This window comes from Providencia sp. PROV156 (assembly GCF_028480905.1).
Classification (GTDB): domain Bacteria; phylum Pseudomonadota; class Gammaproteobacteria; order Enterobacterales; family Enterobacteriaceae; genus Providencia; species Providencia hangzhouensis.
The window spans coordinates 1-18,485 of sequence record NZ_JAMPPE010000030.1; the positions used below are offsets into that span (position 1 = coordinate 1).

An 18,485-nucleotide genomic window follows, 5' to 3' on the forward strand; every position below is an offset into this window, starting at 1 on the left:
CATATCTAGACAACCTCTTGCCGTCCGCTCCGTGGCGGCATTTTTTATTCATTGCATCCCTGCGGGTTAATTAATCCTTTCCCTGATTAATCCTCACCCCATTCATCAACCCACGCTTCAAGTGGTGTTTTTCCTGCTTCGTAATCATCACGCCAAGCGTCTGCATCTGCTGCGCTACCGCCGTGGTCTGCTGCTACTTGCATTAATAAATCGTGCCATTCTTCAAAACTACAATTTTCATTATTCATATATCTATCTCCTGTTTGCATCCTTGCAAATATATCCTTTGGTTAACTAAAGAATTCCTTTGCGATATTCTTTTTCCAGATAAGTTTCTTTCCCGCTAACTTCGATGCTTCCCTTAAGTAATTCTCGGTTAGCTTTCCCGATAGGGTTATCTGGCCTTATATCTAATCCCTTCAGTGGCCTAGACATAGAATCATGACGACTGATAATTTCCTGCCTTTTCCTGTCAACTCGATCGCATACTTCATCAAAATGCTCTTCGCAGGAATGAAAGCCTCGGTATTCATACCCGTTATAGTCATCAAGCTCTTTTTTGCATAAGCAGCATTTATCCATGGTTATATCCTTTGGTTAAATCACATAGGGAAGGGTCAGAAGGGTAGTGTGGATTACAAAGATTGGAAGAATGGCAATAATTCACTTTCTTCTATTTTGTAATCAGCCCATTTACTAGCTAGTGTTTCTGGAATCGATATTGTTGATGCAGTGGTAACAATTTCATTCGGCATGAGAAAAACATGCTCAGTTTCATTGTCATCATTAAGAGCGTACAAGACAAAAAAGTCAGCGGTGTCTTTTTGTTTATTGATGCAATAACCCCACCTTGGGGCTGAATTACGAATTCCTTTTCCTTGCTGGTAACGTCTAATTCGTGAAGTTTTAACGTCTACCGTTATGTTTCCAATGGTGAAATCAATATCTGCTTGATACTTCAAGTCATTATTATCTATGGCTATTGGAACTGCCTTCTTAAACTTTTGCTCACCAATAACCGCTATTCTATCTGTAACTGACCCATACCTAGCTTTATCACCAGTTACTGGATAATCCGCCTTCCTTAGCGTGCTATATACCGATTGCCACGGTATACCTAGCTCCATGCCAACTAACTTAAGGTTTTTATGTCGAGAGTAACTTTCTATACATAATTGCGTATTATCCATGCTTGATTCCTTCTAAAACGGGATCATATCATCATCAAAATCTAATGGTGGCTCAGGTTGTTGAGTTTGCGGTTGTTGGTGTGGGCGCTGAACCCCCTGAGTTGATGGCTTCGGATTCTGACTTTCAGTTTGATTACCGCTGCCTAACATTTGCATTTTTCCATCAATGTCAACGATGACTTCAGTAATGTACTTATCTTGCCCGTCATTACCTTGATACTTACGAGTGCGCATTTTCCCCTCTATGTATACCTGACTTCCTTTTTTCAGGTATTGACCTGCCACCTCGGCTAACTTTCCTTGTATGACAATGTTGTGCCAGTCAGTGCGCTCTCGTTTCTCACCTGTGTTTTTGTCTTTCCACGTTTCGCTTGTGGCGACCGAGAAATTAGCAAATGCTGTTCCGTTCGGTGAATACCTCACGTTCGGGTCATCGCCTAAATTTCCTAGAATGATGGATTTATTGACGCCTCTCTCAGCCATTTATGCCGCCTCTTGTTTAGTTAACTCTTCTTTTCTTAGCTTATATAGCTTCTGAGCTTCCGCTTGTTCTGGTGTATCCCTGAGCGCTTTATATGCCTCACCAAACGCATTTTTAAGTACATCCATGTCTTGTGTTTCCATTGCAATATCAGTGAAGTGTGATAAATCCACTTCAGCTTTAGTTCGCCCATCATTAAGCCAATCCATTAGCTTTTTGCCTGTTAATTCATTTAGCTGGGTGACTTCGGCATTGCTGAACAATCCTGTTCTATCCTTGCTTGCCATTGCCGTGTGAGTTTCGTGATTGAGATCGAGAACGGTAGTAAATTCATACTCAACACCGTCCCGTTGCTCTGACTTCATACCTAGCTTGTCTACGCCTTTCTTGCCGTTACCTTTATCAACTTGAGCAGTTTCCGTTTTACTTCTCATTGTTGCGATAATGTGCAGGTCAGACCGTAGAATTGCGTCGAGAAATGCGTTGTGACGTGGTGTTATTTCGCTCCATGCTGACCACGTATTACCGCGATATTTCGCCTTTGCTAGTCCGTCCAGTAATTCGAGGCATCCACCTGACCCACTCCATTCATGGGTGATACTGTCGATTATTAAATTGTCGTAGCCAGCTTCCTGCGCAGCTCCGATGGCTTCAATAAATCGCTCTGGTGTGAATGGCGGGTCCAGCTCTAATACATCAAAATTAAAGCGGTCAGAGTAGAGTGAAGCGCTTCCTTTCTCGGTATCTATCACTGCTGTTTTGCCGCCAAGTCCTTTGGCTATTTCCAGTGCTCCATACGTTTTACCTGAGCCACTAGGGCCTGTTAGTGCAAGTCGTAGCTTTGCTTTTTTCCGCAATGCTTTTGCAAATTTCATAATTACCTCCTACAAAAAACCGCCATTTAGGCGGTCAATTGAAATGTCATGCGTTTATGAATATCTCGAACCCGATCTACATCACCCTTGCAGTACTCGGCGACTACTGAAATCTTGCCATCCTTAACAAAATCCCAAACTTTACTGCCGTCGATATCCTCGCCAGTTTCAGAGCCTTTGGCATTTAAACCAAGAACGGAGCAGAGTTTATCTAGCGATACGCGTCCATTATGCCCAGCCCAAACTGTCATTGTGTCGAATAATGATTTACCCCAAGGCCTAGCACCGAACGGAATTACTTTTGGCGGCTTAACACCAAGAACCACAGCACGCTGGAATAAGAATTTAAGGTCAAACTCTGCGATGTTATGCCCAATAAAAACAGGTGGAATGTTTTTTGATGGGTCGTAGTTATCATCAATCAACTCGAATAAGTCAGTGATAATTTTCTTTTCATTAGCCAAGTAATCTTCTGCGTAGAAAGTTTTTGTTTCTCCATCATTAATTGCTACGCCAATCACGCAAACATGACCTAACCCACCGTCGAAACTGGTTTTTTTCCAGTTTTCTTCACCGACAATTTCGCGGTTAGCTGCCAACCACTCATCAATGGATTCCTGCTTTTTGTAATTGCCCGGTGCGGTTACTTCATCTAAAAATTTCTGCTTAATAGCTGGGTCTTGGGATGGGATTGTTTCGATATCAATATAAATATTCATAATTATTCTCTTGTTAAATTAATTTAAAAATCACCCTTGAAGTGACTGTCTGGTATTTTTGCCGGCGTCAATCCTAGACTCTCCAACCAGTAGTAATACTCTACTTCCTCACGCTCCCTGCGTCGTCTTTCGGCATCCTGCCTTTGCTTGAGTTCATAATCTGAAATTCTCATGCTGCGTCCTCATACCGTTCCCTGAGTATCTTCTCCAACAGTTCCCTTGTTGGGTTTAAACTCAATATCAGCCATTCCGTGGCGTTGGTTTCTATCCTTGTATGTGAATCAAACTCAAGCGATATTCGCTGCCCTCTGTGCGCCGCTGGCTTTGAATTCAAATAAATAGCATCGCTTTCTATTTCAATTGTTTGCATACGTCACCTCATAAAAGCAGGAAGAAGAAAAAATATAAATATCAGGATGGTAGCTACACAAAATCCGACACTTGGTTTGTTTTTGATAGCCTGTGGCTTGGTAGGTTTAACCATGCAAACGTCTCGCATTGCACGGCTGTACTTCTGATTTGTACGCATGATTAATCCTCACTTATCGATTGATAGCGATTGTTATTGAAAGTGTTCTGGTGTTGGTGCGGTGGGTATTAGTAATTCATTGTCATGTGGGGGATTTGGTTACTTGCAACTAGCTTAATAAATTCAGTTGCTAATTTTTCGTCAAATCCGTTACTGACTAAGGCTTTCAATGCCTCTTGATTAAATACACGGCGATGTTCTTTATCTTCTTGACGCTTCGCATCTTCCTTACGCTTGCGTTCTTCTTCTGCTAATCGCGATTGCTCAGCTTCAAGGGCTCTTTTGCGCTCAGCTTCAAGGGCTCTTTTGCGCTCAGCTTCGATAGCTAATTGTTTCTCGCGTTCGGCTCTCTTCTGAGCTTCTTTAGCATCACGCTCTGCTTTTTCCTTGGCTTCTTTCGCTTCTTGCTCTGCACGTTGAATGGCTTCCTGCTTTTCACGCTCTGCACGTTCGGCGGCTTCCTTTGCTTCACGTTCGCGTTGCGCTGCTGCTTCAATTTCTTGCTGTGCCTTTCGTTCGGCTTCTAACCTTGCTTGCTCTGCTGCTTGTTTCTTCAGCTCTTCTTCGTGTGCAATACGTTGGCGTTCTGCTTCGGCTTTAGCTTCTGCTAAATCACGGTCGAATTTCTCATTCATGAGCAGGGCGATTTCATGGTCTGACTCGATACGCTCAGCAAGTGCCTTATCGAATGCCGCGTTCATTTCTAGTGCTTCTTCGTGCCACGCTAACATTTGCTTTTCTGCTTCGATTCGCTCTTGCTCGGCTTCCCACTCAGTTAATGGCTGTCGAACTTTATCGCGTAAGGCATCAAAGCGGTCACGAACAGTTCGGCGATTAGCATCAATTAGCTTTGGTATTTCTTTTAGCTCCGCTACCAAGTCTTTACCAAGACCATCGAGATAAGTTTTCGATTGAGCGACTTTGTAAGCCAGTGAAGCAATTTCCTTGCGACCTTTGGCAGTGCTAACATCTGGAATAAAAGAGTTAACTTCTTGCTCTACTTTACGAATGATATCTTCGACGCTATCCGATGACTTAAATACTTCAAGCGCCGTCGACTTCTCAATTACGACTAATTCATTTGCCATTTCCTATGTTCCTTATGTGCGTATTCCTCACTATTAATAGCGATATGAATGATTAAGTGGTGGGTTACTGCTGACCGAGGGCTTTTGCGATTGCTGCTTTGGCTGTGTCTATTGCGTCTGCTAAATCACCTAGACCATCAATGGCATCTTTAGCGCTTTCAGTTAGCTCAATCAAAGCCTCTAATAACTCTGGTGCTGCTGCGATTAGGTCTGCGTCTTCTTTTTTAATGTCATCTGGCGATGAAAAAATAACGTTATAATTATCATCAACTAAAGTTGAGTATTCATTTATTCCATCCCTTAAATGCCAAGGCGCTGGACTATGCTTAAATCCCATATCACCCCCTAGCCTTTAACATTGCATCGGCATATGCATAAGCAAGTTTTGCATAATAATCAGTAGCCTCTTTAACTGAATCAAAAGCGACGTTACTCGTATCGCTATGAGATAAACACCCATTCAGTGCCGCCATTGCGAACTTGTCACGCAGCTCTTCCAGTTGCCACGGTAAACTCTGTTTATCTGTCATACTCCCTCCGTTATTAACTAAATAATATTTATGGAATATTAACCAAGCAAAATTCAAGTAAATCTCTTGCAAACGTTAAATCATCGTTATATTCATCACCTATCATTGATGGATTATTTTTTCTCAATTCTTTGATGATTAAGAAAATATCTATTAGTGAATTTAATAATGCTGGGCTATTGACAACTAATATTCCGCTTCTTAACACATCTTTATGGTCAAGTAGGACGCATACTGAGTTCCCATTACTGTTTACCACCCAGAAATCTTCATGGCTTATTTCAATATGCCAATCCCTTTTAACGTGAATGTCATTTTTCATGTTCTAATTGTTCCCGAATGAGTTGTTTATAACGCCTATCACCCAATTTGCCTCCCAAATAACATTGTCAATTTCTTCTGTTTTAACTTCTGGGTTATTTTGCGTGAGTTTTTTCAATCTTTCTAATAAGTTGGATGTTACATTTAATATGTCATGCGATGTCATAATCATATGTCTATCACCTCTGTCGGTTGTCGACGTATTTACTTCCATAACCTCTTCTTTTGTATCTTGTCTAATTATATGGAAGGTTGATTCTCGGTCATGCTTATCTATACTCCACTTATAACCCCATACTGATAAACCCTCACATATTTCAAAGTTTTTTTCTCTGTCTATGTGAAACATATCTCTATCTCCTATCTATTAATCAAGCCATTCTTGGCAGTTGAAAATCTTGACCAACGCAGATTATTTCTGTTTCCAATTCAATGAAGGCATCTTTCACAAATTTTGCCAGCTCAATACTTGCGCCATCATTTAGGTTAAATGCTTGAGCTCGCTCAAGTTTCAATATTTCAGCAAGCGTTTCTCTTGCTATCTGTTTCGATTCTTTCGATAAATCATGAAAACTCATATTCATCCCCTTGCTGTGACTGAACTGTCACTCATAATCGGCTTGCGTAGCCGTGGTTGCTTGCGTTCTACATCGGGTATGTCTTTTATCCCTATAAGTAAGCTTGCCAGTACATCGGTTTCGTCTACTGGTTTGATAATCGAATCCCATATTTCTTCCACTGAGCGGCTTTTAGGCTGCGACCTCATAGCTATTTTTCTAGCCAAAAACTCACCTTGCTTGCGATATCGTCTAGTTTTTGAATTCTCTCCAGACTGTAAAATCGTAATCTTTGCCATAATTTCCTCCTAAGTGATCTTTGGTGATTGGTGGTAGGTGCTGATCTCCTACTTACGTGACGGGATTCGAACCCGCAACCCTAGCTTTATGGCCTCGCTCTACCTTTGAGCTACACGCTAACAATCGGTACACTCGGCCTAGGAACCCGATCACCCTCATGCTTAGCTAATCAGCCTTAGCGTTCACCAATCCCAAAAACCACTCAGTGGTTGCTCTGAAAATTTATTCTGAGCGTTCCTAATTATTAAAGAGCATAAGGCATATGCTTCATGTTGTTTGCCTTTGATGTGTTCAAATGTATACGAATCGTAGATGGTTGTAAATACAGAATGTAGACTTTATTTGAGTTATAGCGTCAACTATTTGTATTTACAGGTAATTTATTTTCAAAAATTATTTATGTTGCGAGGAAAATCACACTAGGGGGAATTGCGGGCACAAAAAAGCCCTCGCGGGGAGGGCTGGGGGGGTTAGTTTAATTGGTTTTTATTTGATGGAGGGGTTTCATCTAGTAGGTTTAGTGTTATTTGTTCAGATAAAGCCATTGGTTGAATATCAAGTAAAGACTTTATTTCCATGCCAAATTCTGTGCTTTTACTGGAAACTTCTTTGTCCCCGCTCCAAATCTCATCAATATTATTAGCTTTAGCTATTGATATTATTTGCCTGTCGTATCTAATTTTATTGGCGGTAGCATTGGAGTTTATTTCGCTTTTTATAAACTGCTTAAACTCATTTGGTGATGGTAGCAGAGAGCACTCTATGGCAGCTAACTCATCAAATGGTAATATTTCAAAACAGCTCATGCTCAATATTAATTGGGTGTGTTTTTGCTTATTTTTCTCTCCTTCGATACCAAGGAGATATTCGGCTAATACAGGAGCAGGTAAAACTAATGTGCCGCCACTGCTTTCTATGTGGTCTAGTAAAGCCTGAGATCTTAACTCGACATCATCAACAGTTGCGAACCCATTAGCACCAAGTAGATTATCTGTTGGAGAATTCTTTTTCATTAAACAGATAAGAATATTTGTATCTACTATTATTCTTTTCAACTGAAACTCCTGTATTTCAGTATCACTTCATCTTGATTGTCGATTTCATCCCATTTGTTTGCTGGGTCTTCGGCCAAAGCCTTCAGACCCTGTGATAAGCTAACGTCCTGAAGTTCAGAAAAGTTTTCTATTTTCATACTTTTTAGCTTCCAAACTCCGTCTCGCTTTTCATACTGTGCCGTCCCTGTCACTCTTATTTTTTTAAAGATGTATCGACCTAGACGTACAGCATCAGCTTTTGTAGCGCTACACAAAAGGGTTTCACCAGCTGAGCCTTTTAACCTAACTGACGCTGAATTTTGGTTTTTTGCTGCTATATGAAACAACTCACCTTGGATTCTTGCGTTTTTCTTTGTTAAAAGTATTGGTTTATCTTCTAAATTTGGATTAATTGAATTAATTAACTCATTTTCATAATATATTTCTGCTGAAAAGTTATCTTTGTTTAGCCTTTTAGCTAGTTTGCTACCTTCTAAGTTCTCTAAAACATTTGCACGAATAACATCTAATGATAGGGAATCTGTAGTGTAAGCGTTTATTTCAATGCTTCCTTCTTTCACTGATTCAAACCTTACATTTTTAGACATACCATACAGAGCAGAAAGATCTACCAAATAACCAGCCAGTTCATCCATAGGGATATCACTAGGTTTGGTTCCATTGATTTTTAACTTTAATCTAAGTAGATCGCTCATAAGAATTACTCATAATATAGATGCCTTTACCAAAAATTATAGTTTCATAAACCAGTTTTATCAAAAAAAGTCAATGGGGAGCATTAAAAAACCACACCCTAAAACGTGTCATCAGGCCACTGGGACTTAACAACTTTACCGATAATCTGACAGTTACCATTAATTGGGATCAGTCTATATTCATCATTTAATGGAGCTAAGTACTCATCCAAACCTTCGCGGATAAGTTTCTTGAACGTGAACTCGTCATTTAGTAAACGAGCAACGCAAAAATCCCCAAACTCAACATCCTGCTCAGGGTCAACAAGTATCAGCATGCCTTCAGGGAAACTAGGGCGCCCACCTTGCGGCGCTGTCATTGAGTGGCCTTCAACCTCTAACCAAAATGCACTATCGCTTGCTTTTTTGGCTGTTGGTATCCACGCGATGGCATCTTTCTCTGTATATGAATTGCTATTTTCGGTAAATGATCCAGCCTGTACTTTAGAGAGTAAAGGGTATTCATAGATTGGCTCAGTTCTTCTGATCGACTCTTCGTCAATGCTAATCGTACCATCTTGATTTATGGTTGGGTTATTGACGCCAACATATGCAAGTATTCCAGCTATTTCGCTAAATGCTGGCTCTCTCTTTCCTGTCATCCAATGCCCAACGGCACCTTTCGATACCGAAAAATGCTCTGCCAGATGATCGTATGTAATGCCCTTATCTTTCATAAGGGACTTGGCAAGTTCATACCATTTCATTTTCATAACCCAATAATACGATATGTATACATAAATGTAGACAGACAATATGTATACTTTTATATTGAAATTACGGATACTTTATGTATACTCTCGTAATGAACAATAAGGAGGTTCAGATGAATTACATAAGCCGATATAGAAAAAAACTTGGGCTTACACAGACTGATTTAGCTAAAGAGCTAGGCTGCACAAAAGGAAACATTAGCCATTATGAAAATGGCCGCCGTAAAGCAGACCTTGAAGTATGCAGGCAGCTAGTTAGCTTTTTTAACAATAACGGGATTAACGTCACTATCGATGACATTTTTCCACCAAAAGCAGCATAGATTCACTCGCTCTTTAACATCACTAGCCTGCTCAGAGTAAATTCTCAGAGCAATACACACTCACAGGATCGTGAGCAACGGACTAACTACGTCAAAAGGAATTTAACAAATGGACTACGCAAAAACACGCAACGTGCGAGCTATTGAGGCTCGTATTCGCAAAGGGATCATCTTAACCACACCTAAGCAAGTTGCTAAGGCTGTCGGTGTACACGAATCCCAAATCACTAGATGGCAAGCTGAGAACGGCTTTGTTGAGAAGGCAGCAAGACTGCTAGACGCAATAGGGTTCGATGCGCCAATTCAAGATGTGATTATTCAGGGTGATGAGGCTAGGGCATTAATTCAGATGCTAGAGCATATCAGATACCCAAAAAGAAAAACCTCAAAGGCGGCAACCGATGAGGCTCAGATGGAGCTAATCTAAATCAAAATAGTGAGGTAATTATGGCAAAAAAACGCCGATTTATCAACCAAAATCAAGAAGAAAGAGTACATCCTGATAGCCCTGATGGGCTATTAGTCGCAGCTGCAAAAAATAGGGAGTTCGGCAAAAGATTTGTCGAAGAGTTTAGAAAGCAACAAGGAGGTCAGCATGTCAGCGGAAATAAAATATCTTGATGATTTTAGACCTGAGCTAAAGGTCGTGGAGAGCAAAGTGGCTGACCTTGATAACGGCTACACAAGAATAGCCAATGAACTGCTTGAGGCTGTCATGCTTGCCAATTTAACTCAACATCAATTGTTAGTTTTCTTTGCTATTGCCAGAAAGACTTACGGCTATAACAAAAAATCTGATTGGGTTGGTAATGAGCAACTTTCAAAGTTAACTGGAATGTTGCCGCACAAGTGTTCAGCAGCTAAAAGTGAGTTAGTTTCCAGAGGGATTTTATTGGCAGAAAAACGTCATGTTTCAATCAATAAAAACATCCATGAATGGAAAGAAAAACAAGTTTACCCGAAAAAGGTAAGTTTACCCGAATCAGGTAAGAAAACATTACCCGAATCAGGTAAAAGCGATTACCCGAATCAGGTAAACACAAAAGACAATACTACAAAAGAAAAGAAAGATAATAAAAACACTATGAGCGAAGAGGTTCGCTCGACGGATGAAAAATCTAATTCTGAGCCTACAAAACAAGATCCCTTTATCGAGCCATTCGAAAAGATATTTTGGATTGCAGGGATGCGGAAGGTTGGCAAGGACAAATGCAAGACAGCATTTAAATCGAAATTCAAAGAGTGGCGGAAAGAAACTGGCGGTTCAATCGATGAGTTTGCCAAGTTCCTTGCTGATGATATTCAGTGCAGGTTACGTACTCAGCAATTTGGGTTTGATAAAATGCATCCGACAACCTACCTAAACGGCAGTCGCTGGACTGACGAGAAGCCAGAGTTATCACAATCCACAACGCAGCAATCATCCATCACGGTATCTAAAAACGGTCTCGTATTCTACTGAGGCGAAAATGAAATCAACTATCAAATCAATGTTAATTCGTGGTTATTGCCACGGATGGCTAAGTGCTGATTTCGTTCGGTACTGGTTCAGGAAATTAAACTTGAGGGAAGCTTAATGACAATCACGGAACTGTCAGATCGCCTTTGGGATGATGTTGACCGCGTGGCGAAGTATTTATTGCCTAACGGCAAAAAAGAGCATAACGAGTGGGTAGCGGGTTCTGTAAATGGGGAATCAGGCAAGAGCCTGAAAATAAACCTTTCAGGCAAAAGAGTTTGGTCTGATTTCGCTGAGGGGATCGGGGGAGACTTACTGGATTTGTGGGTTGAGGTTAGGGATTGCAGCTTGCACCAAGCCATGACCGAGGCAAAGCAGTATCTAGGCATTCATGACGATGACCATCACTTTTCAGCTAAGAGCCAAAAGAAATTTAGCCGACCCAAAAACGAATCACTCAAGAAAAACATTCGAAAAACTGAAAATTGTTTTACCTACCTAGAAGGTCGTGGGATTAGCAGAAAAACAGCCGAAGAATTTAAGGTCTGTGACGCTGTAGTCTGGTCTCATGATGTTAACCGTGAATTGCCCGCTATTGCTTTCCCGTACAAGCGAGATGGTGAATTATTGCAGGTAAAGCGAATTAGCACCGAGCGACCAAATGGCAAAAAAGCCATTTCAGTTGAGGCAGATTGTGAGCCTTGTTTGTACGGTTGGGATCAGATACCCAAAGACGCCAGAGCAGTAATTATTTGTGAGGGCGAAATTGACTGTATGAGCTACCACGAATATGGGTTAGCTGCGTTATCTGTGCCATTCGGAGGGGGGAAGGGAGCCAAACAACAATGGATTGAGTTTGAGTATCACAACCTAGACCGTTTTACCGAGATTTGGCTGTCACTGGATGCTGACGAAGTAGGGCGAGAGGCAGCTAAAGAGATTGCTAACCGACTTGGTGAATATCGTTGCCGCCTTGTTTCACTGCCAAAAAAAGATATCAACGAATGCCTACAGGCTGGAATTACCCAAGAAGAAATCATTAAGTACCTTGAAACTGCAACCTACTTTGACCCTGATGAGTTATGCAGCGCCCGTGAGTTTATGCAGGACACCATCCAAGCATTCTACGGCAAAGAGCAATATCTTTTCAGAAGCCCGTGGGAAACATTAAACCACCAATTCAGTTTTAGAGAGTCGGAATTAACTATTCTCAATGGGGTGAACGGTCACGGTAAAAGCGAAATTCTAGGTCACATGCTTTGCGAGGCGATGCGACAGGGTGCTAGGGCTTGTGTAGCATCGTTTGAGCTTAAGCCAGCGATATTTCTTAAACGCCTAACACGCCAAGCAACCTGCAATAAACTACCTACAAACATGGAGATTGAATCAGCCTTTGGATTTTATGACGACCGCCTTTGGTTATTTGCGCTAACAGGAACAGCGAAAGCCAAAAAGTTATTGGAGATATTCCAGTATGCAAACCGACGCTATGGAATAAACCTTTTTGTTATCGATAGCTTGATGAAGTGCGGGATTGACGATGATGACTACAATGGGCAAAAGGAATTTTTAGACGCGATATGCGACTTCAAAAATAAAACCAATAGCCATGTCATTCTAGTCACTCACAGCCGCAAGTCTGATAGCGAAGATAAACCCACAGGTAAAATGGACGTAAAAGGCTCAGGCTCAATCACTGACCTGACAGATAACCTGTTTATCATCTGGCGAAATAAACGCCGCGAGAGGGCTTTACAGAAGCTACAGGCTGGGCAGCAATTAACACCAGAAGAACAGAATCACACAGCAGAACCAGCATCTGTATTGTGCTTGGAGAAACAACGTAACGGTGAAGGATGGGAAGGTAAGATCCCGTTATACCTTGAGGAGCGTTCGCACCAGTTTTTAATCATGGAAGGCGGCTCACCCTACAACTACATCGCTAATATGCCTAACTCTGAATATGACCAAGTATGGCAAAGCGAACACGTCACCGAGTATTAACACACCAAATCATAAGGACTTCTAGATGAATTTATTAAAAAGCACAGTCACCAAGGTTTTAGGTGATCCGGTTCGTCACACTTACAAATCGGATGATGGAACAGAAAATGAATATTATCTAACGCCAGTTGAGAGTGATTGCTGGGGCGATATTTCTAACACGAAAGTGATGACAAATACTCTTGAGCAAGCCAAGGCAATTAAAGTCGGCTATGAGTGGGAATCGTGAGGTGTTGAGTGATGAAAGGAACAACGTTAACAGAGGGAGGCATCTAATGCAGGGAGCTAATTGGGTTAAGTGCTCAGATAAAATGCCAGAAGTTGGTAAACCAGTAATTGTTAAATTAGGAACCATGCTTCACATCATGCACATCAGCGACTTTGACGGCAAATGGGATGATGGTGAGTTTTTGTCGGGTGTGGGTTTAGAAAACATCGAGTATTGGCACGAGCTCCCACCAATGCCAGAGGGTGAATGATGAACAGAAAGCTGAGAATAGTAATTTCACTATTAACTATGTATCTAGTTTTATTTATTCCGATTTCTATAGGACTAATGATCGAGGGTAAAGATTTTATATCAATAATCATCGCATTTAATGGCTCTATAGTGGCTGCAATTATCCTTACGTGGTTACTGTCCGTATTGCTTAAATGGATAGATTGAATAGGCAGGTAAATAGCATGAAAGAACTCAAGAAATGCCCGTTTTGCGGTGGGCGCGGTGAATATCACTACTTCGAGGATTTAGGTCACTTGGTCATCTGCTCTAACACTATTTGCCCATCAAATAAGTTTGGATATACAGATGCTGAAGAAGCTGAGCAGGCATGGAACAGGAGAGCTAACAGTGAGTGATAAATTAAAGTGTCGTCGCTGTCGTAAAGTTTCAGAGCGGAAAGAACTTAAGAAAGTGCAGAAAAAGGACTGGATTGATTTAGTTTGCCCAAACTGTAACTGCAAAAACTTCAATTTAGTTGAGGAAAATACAGGAGGTTAACTTGGAAGCAGATTTCCTCTTCCACGAATCAACTAAAACCGCAGCATGGCAACACCTCAAAGAAGCTCTAGCAACAAACCAACCGCACCGAATCATCATCAAGCCTTGGAAGTCTACACGCTCACTATCTCAGAATGCCACTTTCCATATGTGGTGCACAGAGATAAGTAAATATCTGTGTAAGAAAAAGTCTAATTTCACGCCTGATACCGTCAAGGAGATGCTAAAGCATACATTCCTAGGTTATGAGGTCACTGAAATGATAGACGCCACCACGCAGGATATAGAGCGCGTCAGGACACTACGAAAAACATCAAAGTTAGATACAGGTGAAATGTTCCACTTTATGGAGCAGGTTGAATGCTGGGCGGCGGGTATAGGTTGTCTCGTGACAATCCCACACACAAGCGAATACATGAAACTCAAGGAGCAGCAAGAGAGATGAATACAAAACAACGATTAAGAAAAGCACTACTTGAAAATATTGATAAATTCGATATTGGCAAAGATGGGCAAATCATCATGAAGGCTCAACCAAAAAAATCTAGGGTAACACTTGGAGCCAAGTTATTTATGGTGGCTATATTTGCTTGTCTATTTGCATCTGCATGGATATTTAAGGTGGCGATATATGGCTAACTTACGCAAAGAAGCAAAAGGCCGAGAGTGCCAAGTCAGGATACCAGGAGTATGTAATGGAAATTCTGAAACTGTGGTGGGCGCTCATTATCGAATGGCTGGATTATGCGGCACAGGATGCAAGCCTAGCGATTTATTTATAGCTTGGGCATGTAGCGATTGTCATGACGAAATCGACCGCAGGACGCGAATTACAGACGCTGAATACGCAAAGCAATGTCACCTAGAGGGAGTTATGCGAACTCAGGCCATATTGCAAAGTGAGGGGAAGATTAAGGCATGAATGAATATCACCTTAAATTACCTTGGCCACCGACAAATAACACGTTATTTTCAGTAGTCAACGGAAGGAAAATAAAGAGCAAGAAAGGCAGGATATTTACCGAAGCAGTAATAAATCAAATCACCAAAGCAAATCAGCAATTCAATTTATCCGGCAAGCTAAAAATCAAGATAGTAGCCAACCCTCCAGACCTAAGAAAGCGCGACCTAGACAACCTTCTCAAAGCCCCATTAGACGCACTCACGCAAAGCGGCGTTATTACTGACGACAGCATGTTCCGCAGTATGCGTATTGATTTTGGTGAAAAGGTTAACGGTGGCTCACTGGATATCACAATATGGGAGATAGGTGATGCAGACTGAAATAACAACTATTCCAGCGTTGCTTGTTAAGACGCACGGAAACATGAGTGAAGTAGCAAGGCGACTCAATTGCAATAGGGCAACAGTCAAGAAATATTCTGGTGATGTATTTGGCTTTGACCACGCGATTATAAATGGTCGACTGATGACTAAGTATAAACATGCGAAGGGGGCTAAATGAGAAAGGCTTCATTTGAGCAAATAGCTTACTTCCGAACGGAAAAGGAAATGAGGAAAAAGCTTTTTGGAACACTTCCAAAGCTAAGCCCATCAGAACGACCATGGACTAGATATATGCTTACCATATGGGGAAGAAACTACCAAGGAGACGATTCTCCAGATGGCCTAAATATAAATGTTATTGGTCGACTAATGACAAGGGATGAATGGGATGATGGCTCAGCCACTTTGATTCGTGCCACTTTCGATAACTGTAGAAAGATGGGATACACAGGCAATGAGCTAATCGAAAAAGTAAAGGAAATTATTGCACCAAACAAATCAACACTCGGCGCACTTCGCCTCGCCAAAGAAAAAGATGACGCCGAATTTGTTGAAAAGTGTATTAACGAAATTTTACCAACGAGCAACCCGCTTCGTGATGTAGTTATTAAACGCTATAAGCAATGCAAAAGCCCGCAAAACATTCTAGAGGAGCTATCGAGGAAAACAGGTATAGACCTAGACTCTGCCAAACGTCGCGTTAGATGGGCTTGTGCGATGATTGAAGATGCTATTCATCCTATGGTTAGTGATATCAAGTAGCATTATTTTCTATGTAATTTATTAACAGGAGAAATCTATTGCATTCTGCGCCTAAATAGTATACTGTTTATGTTATGCTCGGTCGTGAAAGGCAAAGAGCAGGTAACAAGGTAAAAGAGGCGGCACTTGTTATCGATCCCGCCTAGTTGGTCACTTCGTCTATTTGGACTGGAACTCCAACCGCATCGGCTGAGAGGTCGAAGAAAATAGAGCCTCACTTCGGTGGGGCTTTTTGCTTTCCAACTCTCCGGTTATTCCGAACAAGTTATGGCTGGAAGCTCTCTGCGAGGGCTATATAAGGTATGCCCAACAACAATGAACCCTTTATTAATCCACTGCGTAACTTGTTGAGGTTTAACGCCGCATGACGCTGAAAATGCGGCTTGGTTTCCAGAGTAATATTTTTCAATATATTCTATAAGAGTCATATGTAACTTTACTTTGTCGCTAACTTTAGCGCTTCATGGAAGTTAAAATTGGCACCATTTTCAACCAAGAAATCCAGCGTTGCTTCAATTGATGCATCGTCGTCATATCCTGTTTCTTTAGCGGAGCCTAGTGCATATGCAGCTGCTAGATATTCAGGGGTGTAATCATCAAACCCTTGTGCTGCACCATCGTTAATATGTTGAACGGCTTGGCTTAAATTTTGAAACTTGTTGAAATCGTAGGTTGGCTTAGTCATTTTCTTATTCCTTCATCTTGTTTGTATGAATACAATATAAAGCGTTTTACTTTATATGTAAAGTGTTTTGATTTATATTTATGAGTATAATTTGAAGTAAGTCACATTCAATAAGTCGCCTAGTGCGACTTTTTTCGTATACGCCGCCACAGAATTCTAATCACACACACTTAATTGACGCATAGAGATTGTGCGCGGCTATCTATTAACTTTAATCACGGAACACTCCGCAGGGGGTGGATATGCGTATGCCTGACAAAAACACTGATATCTGGGTGCAAATCTGGGATTGGATAACAATTAATGCCCCACTTATCGCAGGCGTTTTGCTAGCCGCAATGACAGCTTTCACTCGTGAAAAAAGAGAAGGCTCAGGGTGGAAAGCATCACTAGCTGAAGCGGCTATATGTGCATTCATCAGTATTGGAATAATTACAGCTTTGGAATATGCAAAACTGCCAAACAGTCTGGCTCAGTTCTTCGGTGTGTTCATCGGGTTTTTGGGTACCAAGAAAATTGGTGGGATTGTTGAAGCGGTAATGTTGTTCTTCAAAAACAAATTCGGAGTTAACAAATGACACTAGGTGAAAAACAACGCAAGTTTACTCGCATGATTGCTGATTTGATTATCTTCGCATATGACAATGGTTACGAGCTGACATTTTCGGAAGCATACCGAACACCAGAGCAAGCACAGTTAAATGCTAAATCAGGTGCGGGTATTAAAAACAGCTTACATACACAACGCCTAGCTGTGGATTTCAACCTATTTAAAGACGGTAAATATCTAACGGCATCAAGTGACCATAAATTACTTGGTGAATATTGGGAATCTATCGGCGGTACGTGGGGCGGTCGATTCAATGACGGCAATCACTACTCGTTAGAGCACAATGGCGTTAAGTGATATGAAAGCGATCATCTGGAAAGGTTTCTCTTGGGTGATGGAGAATATGACTGTTGTTGGGATGGTTATTTTTGTTGTCATGTTTCTTACTGAAAGTATAAAAAATACTGCTCTGGAACATGATAATAAATCACTCACTGAGCAACTCTCACAACAAGTCGAAATCAACAAAGACTATCAAGCCCGTATCACTCGACTAAACCAACTCGATATTCGTCACTCACAGGAGTTAGCCAGTGCAAAGAATGAAATCAACACTCTTCGTGATGCTGTTAACTCTGGTTCTAAGCGGGTGTACGCCAAAGCTGAGTGTCCAGCAGCCACCAAGAATTCAACCGAAAGCGGAAGCGATGAAACCACCGCACGACTTAACAAAGCAGTTGAACAAGATTATCTACGTCTCAGAGAAATGATAGTCGAGAACGAACAGCAAACGTTGTATTTACAGAATTACATTAACACCGAATGCCTCGCTCAATAGCGGGGCTTTTTAATGGAGAAATATCATGGCAGCACAAGGTTTCGACAACCCAGCTCAATTCCGTGAAGAATTGGATAAAAGCATTCCAAAAGAATAACCCCGACAAGGTAACAGGAGGTGATCCTTCTTGCTGACGGGTAAGCCGTAAGTGACCTGATTAACGTAGTGATACGTGATGATGGTTGCGATTAACTTCACACAGGAACATCAAATGACAGAAATTACAGCACAAAATCAAATGCGCTTAGAGCTATTACGGTTAGTTGGCAATGATACTGCAGCGGCTCAAGCGGCTATCGAGTTCGTAAAAGACGACGCTCTCAAGTTTGAGTTATTCAAAGACGCATATAAGCAGTGCCAGACTGAAAGTGAGTTTGTATCACGATCACAGAAAGCGGCGCGAGAAGCTCAAGAAGCACTAGACCTATTCATGCAATAGTTAATTACACAGCTCATTTACGAGTGGGCTGGATAATTGATTAAAG

General features: G+C 41.4%; 39 protein-coding genes and 1 tRNA gene. 19 read left to right on the forward strand and 21 right to left on the reverse strand.

The window, feature by feature from the left end; translation table 11 throughout:
• Positions 1-86: 86 nt before the first annotated feature.
• The 19 genes from PSF31_RS18100 to PSF31_RS18190 form a co-directional block, all read right to left on the reverse strand.
• Complete coding sequence (locus tag PSF31_RS18100; protein WP_172974374.1) at positions 87-248, reverse strand: hypothetical protein; 162 nt, start codon at positions 246-248, stop codon at positions 87-89.
• Positions 249-294: 46 nt separating this feature from the next.
• On the reverse strand, positions 295-582 hold the full coding sequence (locus PSF31_RS18105) for a hypothetical protein (protein WP_096864293.1): 288 nt from the start codon (positions 580-582) through the stop codon (positions 295-297).
• 53 nt (positions 583-635) lie between these two features.
• Positions 636-1,190, reverse strand: a complete 555-nt coding sequence (locus tag PSF31_RS18110) for a hypothetical protein (protein WP_096864292.1) — start codon at positions 1,188-1,190, stop codon at positions 636-638.
• A gap of 12 nt (positions 1,191-1,202) precedes the next feature.
• Complete coding sequence (ssb, locus tag PSF31_RS18115; RefSeq protein ID WP_096864291.1) at positions 1,203-1,673, reverse strand: single-stranded DNA-binding protein; 471 nt, start codon at positions 1,671-1,673, stop codon at positions 1,203-1,205.
• Complete coding sequence (locus tag PSF31_RS18120) at positions 1,674-2,546, reverse strand: ATP-binding protein (RefSeq protein ID WP_272683216.1); 873 nt, start codon at positions 2,544-2,546, stop codon at positions 1,674-1,676.
• Between the two features lie 26 nt (positions 2,547-2,572).
• Positions 2,573-3,265, reverse strand: coding sequence for a hypothetical protein (locus PSF31_RS18125; protein WP_272683217.1), 693 nt, complete (start codon positions 3,263-3,265; stop codon positions 2,573-2,575).
• A 23-nt stretch (positions 3,266-3,288) separates the two neighbouring features.
• A complete protein-coding gene (locus tag PSF31_RS18130; RefSeq protein WP_176489306.1) occupies positions 3,289-3,438 on the reverse strand; it encodes a hypothetical protein in 150 nt (49 codons plus the stop codon).
• Positions 3,435-3,635, reverse strand: a complete 201-nt coding sequence (locus PSF31_RS18135; protein ID WP_096864288.1) for a hypothetical protein — start codon at positions 3,633-3,635, stop codon at positions 3,435-3,437. Before PSF31_RS18135 ends, PSF31_RS18130 begins: the two co-directional genes overlap by 4 nt.
• A 227-nt stretch (positions 3,636-3,862) precedes the next feature.
• The gene (locus PSF31_RS18140) at positions 3,863-4,882 is read right to left on the reverse strand and encodes a cell envelope biogenesis protein TolA (RefSeq protein WP_272683218.1); all 1,020 of its coding nucleotides are present in this window, start codon (positions 4,880-4,882) and stop codon (positions 3,863-3,865) included.
• A 64-nt stretch (positions 4,883-4,946) separates the two neighbouring features.
• A complete protein-coding gene (locus tag PSF31_RS18145; RefSeq protein WP_096864287.1) occupies positions 4,947-5,219 on the reverse strand; it encodes a hypothetical protein in 273 nt (90 codons plus the stop codon).
• A gap of 1 nt (position 5,220) precedes the next feature.
• On the reverse strand, positions 5,221-5,412 hold the full coding sequence (locus PSF31_RS18150; RefSeq protein ID WP_272683219.1) for a hypothetical protein: 192 nt from the start codon (positions 5,410-5,412) through the stop codon (positions 5,221-5,223).
• Positions 5,413-5,440: 28 nt separating this feature from the next.
• Positions 5,441-5,734 (reverse strand): hypothetical protein, encoded by a 294-nt coding sequence (locus PSF31_RS18155; protein WP_272683220.1) that lies wholly within the window; start codon positions 5,732-5,734, stop codon positions 5,441-5,443.
• Positions 5,735-5,737: 3 nt separating this feature from the next.
• The gene (locus PSF31_RS18160) at positions 5,738-6,082 is read right to left on the reverse strand and encodes a hypothetical protein (RefSeq protein WP_164561131.1); all 345 of its coding nucleotides are present in this window, start codon (positions 6,080-6,082) and stop codon (positions 5,738-5,740) included.
• A 22-nt stretch (positions 6,083-6,104) separates the two neighbouring features.
• On the reverse strand, positions 6,105-6,311 hold the full coding sequence (locus tag PSF31_RS18165; RefSeq protein WP_272683221.1) for a hypothetical protein: 207 nt from the start codon (positions 6,309-6,311) through the stop codon (positions 6,105-6,107).
• Between the two features lie 2 nt (positions 6,312-6,313).
• A complete protein-coding gene (locus PSF31_RS18170; protein WP_272683222.1) occupies positions 6,314-6,499 on the reverse strand; it encodes a hypothetical protein in 186 nt (61 codons plus the stop codon).
• 142 nt (positions 6,500-6,641) lie between these two features.
• Positions 6,642-6,709, reverse strand: a tRNA-Tyr gene (locus PSF31_RS18175).
• A 351-nt stretch (positions 6,710-7,060) separates the two neighbouring features.
• Positions 7,061-7,645 carry a type II toxin-antitoxin system VapC family toxin gene (locus PSF31_RS18180; protein ID WP_272683223.1) on the reverse strand — a complete coding sequence of 195 codons (585 nt, stop codon included), beginning with the start codon at positions 7,643-7,645 and terminating at the stop codon, positions 7,061-7,063.
• Entirely contained in the window at positions 7,642-8,340 is a 699-nt protein-coding gene (locus tag PSF31_RS18185; RefSeq protein ID WP_272683224.1) for a hypothetical protein, read from the reverse strand. Before PSF31_RS18185 ends, PSF31_RS18180 begins: the two co-directional genes overlap by 4 nt.
• A gap of 98 nt (positions 8,341-8,438) precedes the next feature.
• Positions 8,439-9,086, reverse strand: coding sequence for a LexA family protein (locus tag PSF31_RS18190; RefSeq protein ID WP_272683225.1), 648 nt, complete (start codon positions 9,084-9,086; stop codon positions 8,439-8,441).
• A gap of 98 nt (positions 9,087-9,184) precedes the next feature.
• On the opposite strand from PSF31_RS18190, the gene PSF31_RS18195 reads away from it, so the two are divergent.
• The 15 genes from PSF31_RS18195 to PSF31_RS18260 all read left to right on the forward strand — a co-directional run bounded on the left by PSF31_RS18195 (position 9,185) and on the right by PSF31_RS18260 (position 15,927).
• Positions 9,185-9,415, forward strand: coding sequence for a helix-turn-helix transcriptional regulator (locus tag PSF31_RS18195; RefSeq protein WP_316927703.1), 231 nt, complete (start codon positions 9,185-9,187; stop codon positions 9,413-9,415).
• Between the two features lie 109 nt (positions 9,416-9,524).
• Positions 9,525-9,842, forward strand: coding sequence for a CII family transcriptional regulator (locus tag PSF31_RS18200; protein WP_272683226.1), 318 nt, complete (start codon positions 9,525-9,527; stop codon positions 9,840-9,842).
• Positions 9,843-9,862: 20 nt separating this feature from the next.
• On the forward strand, positions 9,863-10,036 hold the full coding sequence (locus PSF31_RS18205) for a hypothetical protein (protein ID WP_187710178.1): 174 nt from the start codon (positions 9,863-9,865) through the stop codon (positions 10,034-10,036).
• On the forward strand, positions 10,011-10,877 hold the full coding sequence (locus PSF31_RS18210; RefSeq protein ID WP_272683227.1) for a replication protein: 867 nt from the start codon (positions 10,011-10,013) through the stop codon (positions 10,875-10,877). The genes PSF31_RS18205 and PSF31_RS18210 overlap by 26 nt, the downstream gene beginning before the upstream one ends.
• 114 nt (positions 10,878-10,991) lie before the next feature.
• Positions 10,992-12,878 (forward strand): toprim domain-containing protein, encoded by a 1,887-nt coding sequence (locus PSF31_RS18215; RefSeq protein ID WP_112860421.1) that lies wholly within the window; start codon positions 10,992-10,994, stop codon positions 12,876-12,878.
• A 25-nt stretch (positions 12,879-12,903) separates the two neighbouring features.
• Positions 12,904-13,107 carry a hypothetical protein gene (locus PSF31_RS18220; protein ID WP_105881150.1) on the forward strand — a complete coding sequence of 68 codons (204 nt, stop codon included), beginning with the start codon at positions 12,904-12,906 and terminating at the stop codon, positions 13,105-13,107.
• Between the two features lie 46 nt (positions 13,108-13,153).
• On the forward strand, positions 13,154-13,357 hold the full coding sequence (locus PSF31_RS18225) for a DUF551 domain-containing protein (protein WP_272683228.1): 204 nt from the start codon (positions 13,154-13,156) through the stop codon (positions 13,355-13,357).
• Positions 13,358-13,562: 205 nt separating this feature from the next.
• Positions 13,563-13,736, forward strand: coding sequence for a Lar family restriction alleviation protein (locus PSF31_RS21135; RefSeq protein ID WP_442959850.1), 174 nt, complete (start codon positions 13,563-13,565; stop codon positions 13,734-13,736).
• Positions 13,687-13,878, forward strand: coding sequence for a hypothetical protein (locus PSF31_RS18230; RefSeq protein WP_272683229.1), 192 nt, complete (start codon positions 13,687-13,689; stop codon positions 13,876-13,878). The genes PSF31_RS21135 and PSF31_RS18230 overlap by 50 nt, the downstream gene beginning before the upstream one ends.
• A gap of 1 nt (position 13,879) precedes the next feature.
• Complete coding sequence (locus tag PSF31_RS18235; RefSeq protein WP_272683230.1) at positions 13,880-14,323, forward strand: YbcN family protein; 444 nt, start codon at positions 13,880-13,882, stop codon at positions 14,321-14,323.
• Complete coding sequence (locus tag PSF31_RS18240) at positions 14,320-14,517, forward strand: hypothetical protein (RefSeq protein WP_096864270.1); 198 nt, start codon at positions 14,320-14,322, stop codon at positions 14,515-14,517. Before PSF31_RS18235 ends, PSF31_RS18240 begins: the two co-directional genes overlap by 4 nt.
• Positions 14,510-14,800 (forward strand): DUF1364 domain-containing protein, encoded by a 291-nt coding sequence (locus tag PSF31_RS18245; RefSeq protein WP_096864269.1) that lies wholly within the window; start codon positions 14,510-14,512, stop codon positions 14,798-14,800. The genes PSF31_RS18240 and PSF31_RS18245 overlap by 8 nt, the downstream gene beginning before the upstream one ends.
• Positions 14,797-15,162, forward strand: a complete 366-nt coding sequence (locus tag PSF31_RS18250) for a RusA family crossover junction endodeoxyribonuclease (RefSeq protein ID WP_096864268.1) — start codon at positions 14,797-14,799, stop codon at positions 15,160-15,162. Before PSF31_RS18245 ends, PSF31_RS18250 begins: the two co-directional genes overlap by 4 nt.
• 43 nt (positions 15,163-15,205) lie before the next feature.
• Positions 15,206-15,343, forward strand: a complete 138-nt coding sequence (locus tag PSF31_RS18255) for a hypothetical protein (protein WP_306801865.1) — start codon at positions 15,206-15,208, stop codon at positions 15,341-15,343.
• Positions 15,340-15,927, forward strand: a complete 588-nt coding sequence (locus tag PSF31_RS18260; RefSeq protein ID WP_226693966.1) for a hypothetical protein — start codon at positions 15,340-15,342, stop codon at positions 15,925-15,927. The genes PSF31_RS18255 and PSF31_RS18260 overlap by 4 nt, the downstream gene beginning before the upstream one ends.
• Before the next feature lie 251 nt (positions 15,928-16,178).
• Here PSF31_RS18260 and PSF31_RS18265 read toward each other — a convergent pair whose 3' ends face one another.
• Positions 16,179-16,355 carry a helix-turn-helix domain-containing protein gene (locus tag PSF31_RS18265; RefSeq protein ID WP_141395908.1) on the reverse strand — a complete coding sequence of 59 codons (177 nt, stop codon included), beginning with the start codon at positions 16,353-16,355 and terminating at the stop codon, positions 16,179-16,181.
• Positions 16,356-16,363: 8 nt separating this feature from the next.
• Positions 16,364-16,612, reverse strand: a complete 249-nt coding sequence (locus PSF31_RS18270; RefSeq protein WP_096864266.1) for a hypothetical protein — start codon at positions 16,610-16,612, stop codon at positions 16,364-16,366.
• A gap of 242 nt (positions 16,613-16,854) precedes the next feature.
• Between PSF31_RS18270 and PSF31_RS18275 the strand changes: the two genes are divergently transcribed.
• The 4 genes from PSF31_RS18275 to PSF31_RS18290 all read left to right on the forward strand — a co-directional run bounded on the left by PSF31_RS18275 (position 16,855) and on the right by PSF31_RS18290 (position 18,439).
• A complete protein-coding gene (locus tag PSF31_RS18275) occupies positions 16,855-17,190 on the forward strand; it encodes a phage holin, lambda family (protein WP_164561114.1) in 336 nt (111 codons plus the stop codon).
• Positions 17,187-17,519 carry a M15 family metallopeptidase gene (locus PSF31_RS18280; RefSeq protein ID WP_036976899.1) on the forward strand — a complete coding sequence of 111 codons (333 nt, stop codon included), beginning with the start codon at positions 17,187-17,189 and terminating at the stop codon, positions 17,517-17,519. Before PSF31_RS18275 ends, PSF31_RS18280 begins: the two co-directional genes overlap by 4 nt.
• 1 nt (position 17,520) lies before the next feature.
• Positions 17,521-18,000 carry a lysis protein gene (locus tag PSF31_RS18285; protein ID WP_272683231.1) on the forward strand — a complete coding sequence of 160 codons (480 nt, stop codon included), beginning with the start codon at positions 17,521-17,523 and terminating at the stop codon, positions 17,998-18,000.
• Between the two features lie 211 nt (positions 18,001-18,211).
• On the forward strand, positions 18,212-18,439 hold the full coding sequence (locus tag PSF31_RS18290; RefSeq protein ID WP_071233446.1) for a DUF2560 family protein: 228 nt from the start codon (positions 18,212-18,214) through the stop codon (positions 18,437-18,439).
• Positions 18,440-18,485: the final 46 nt, after the last annotated feature.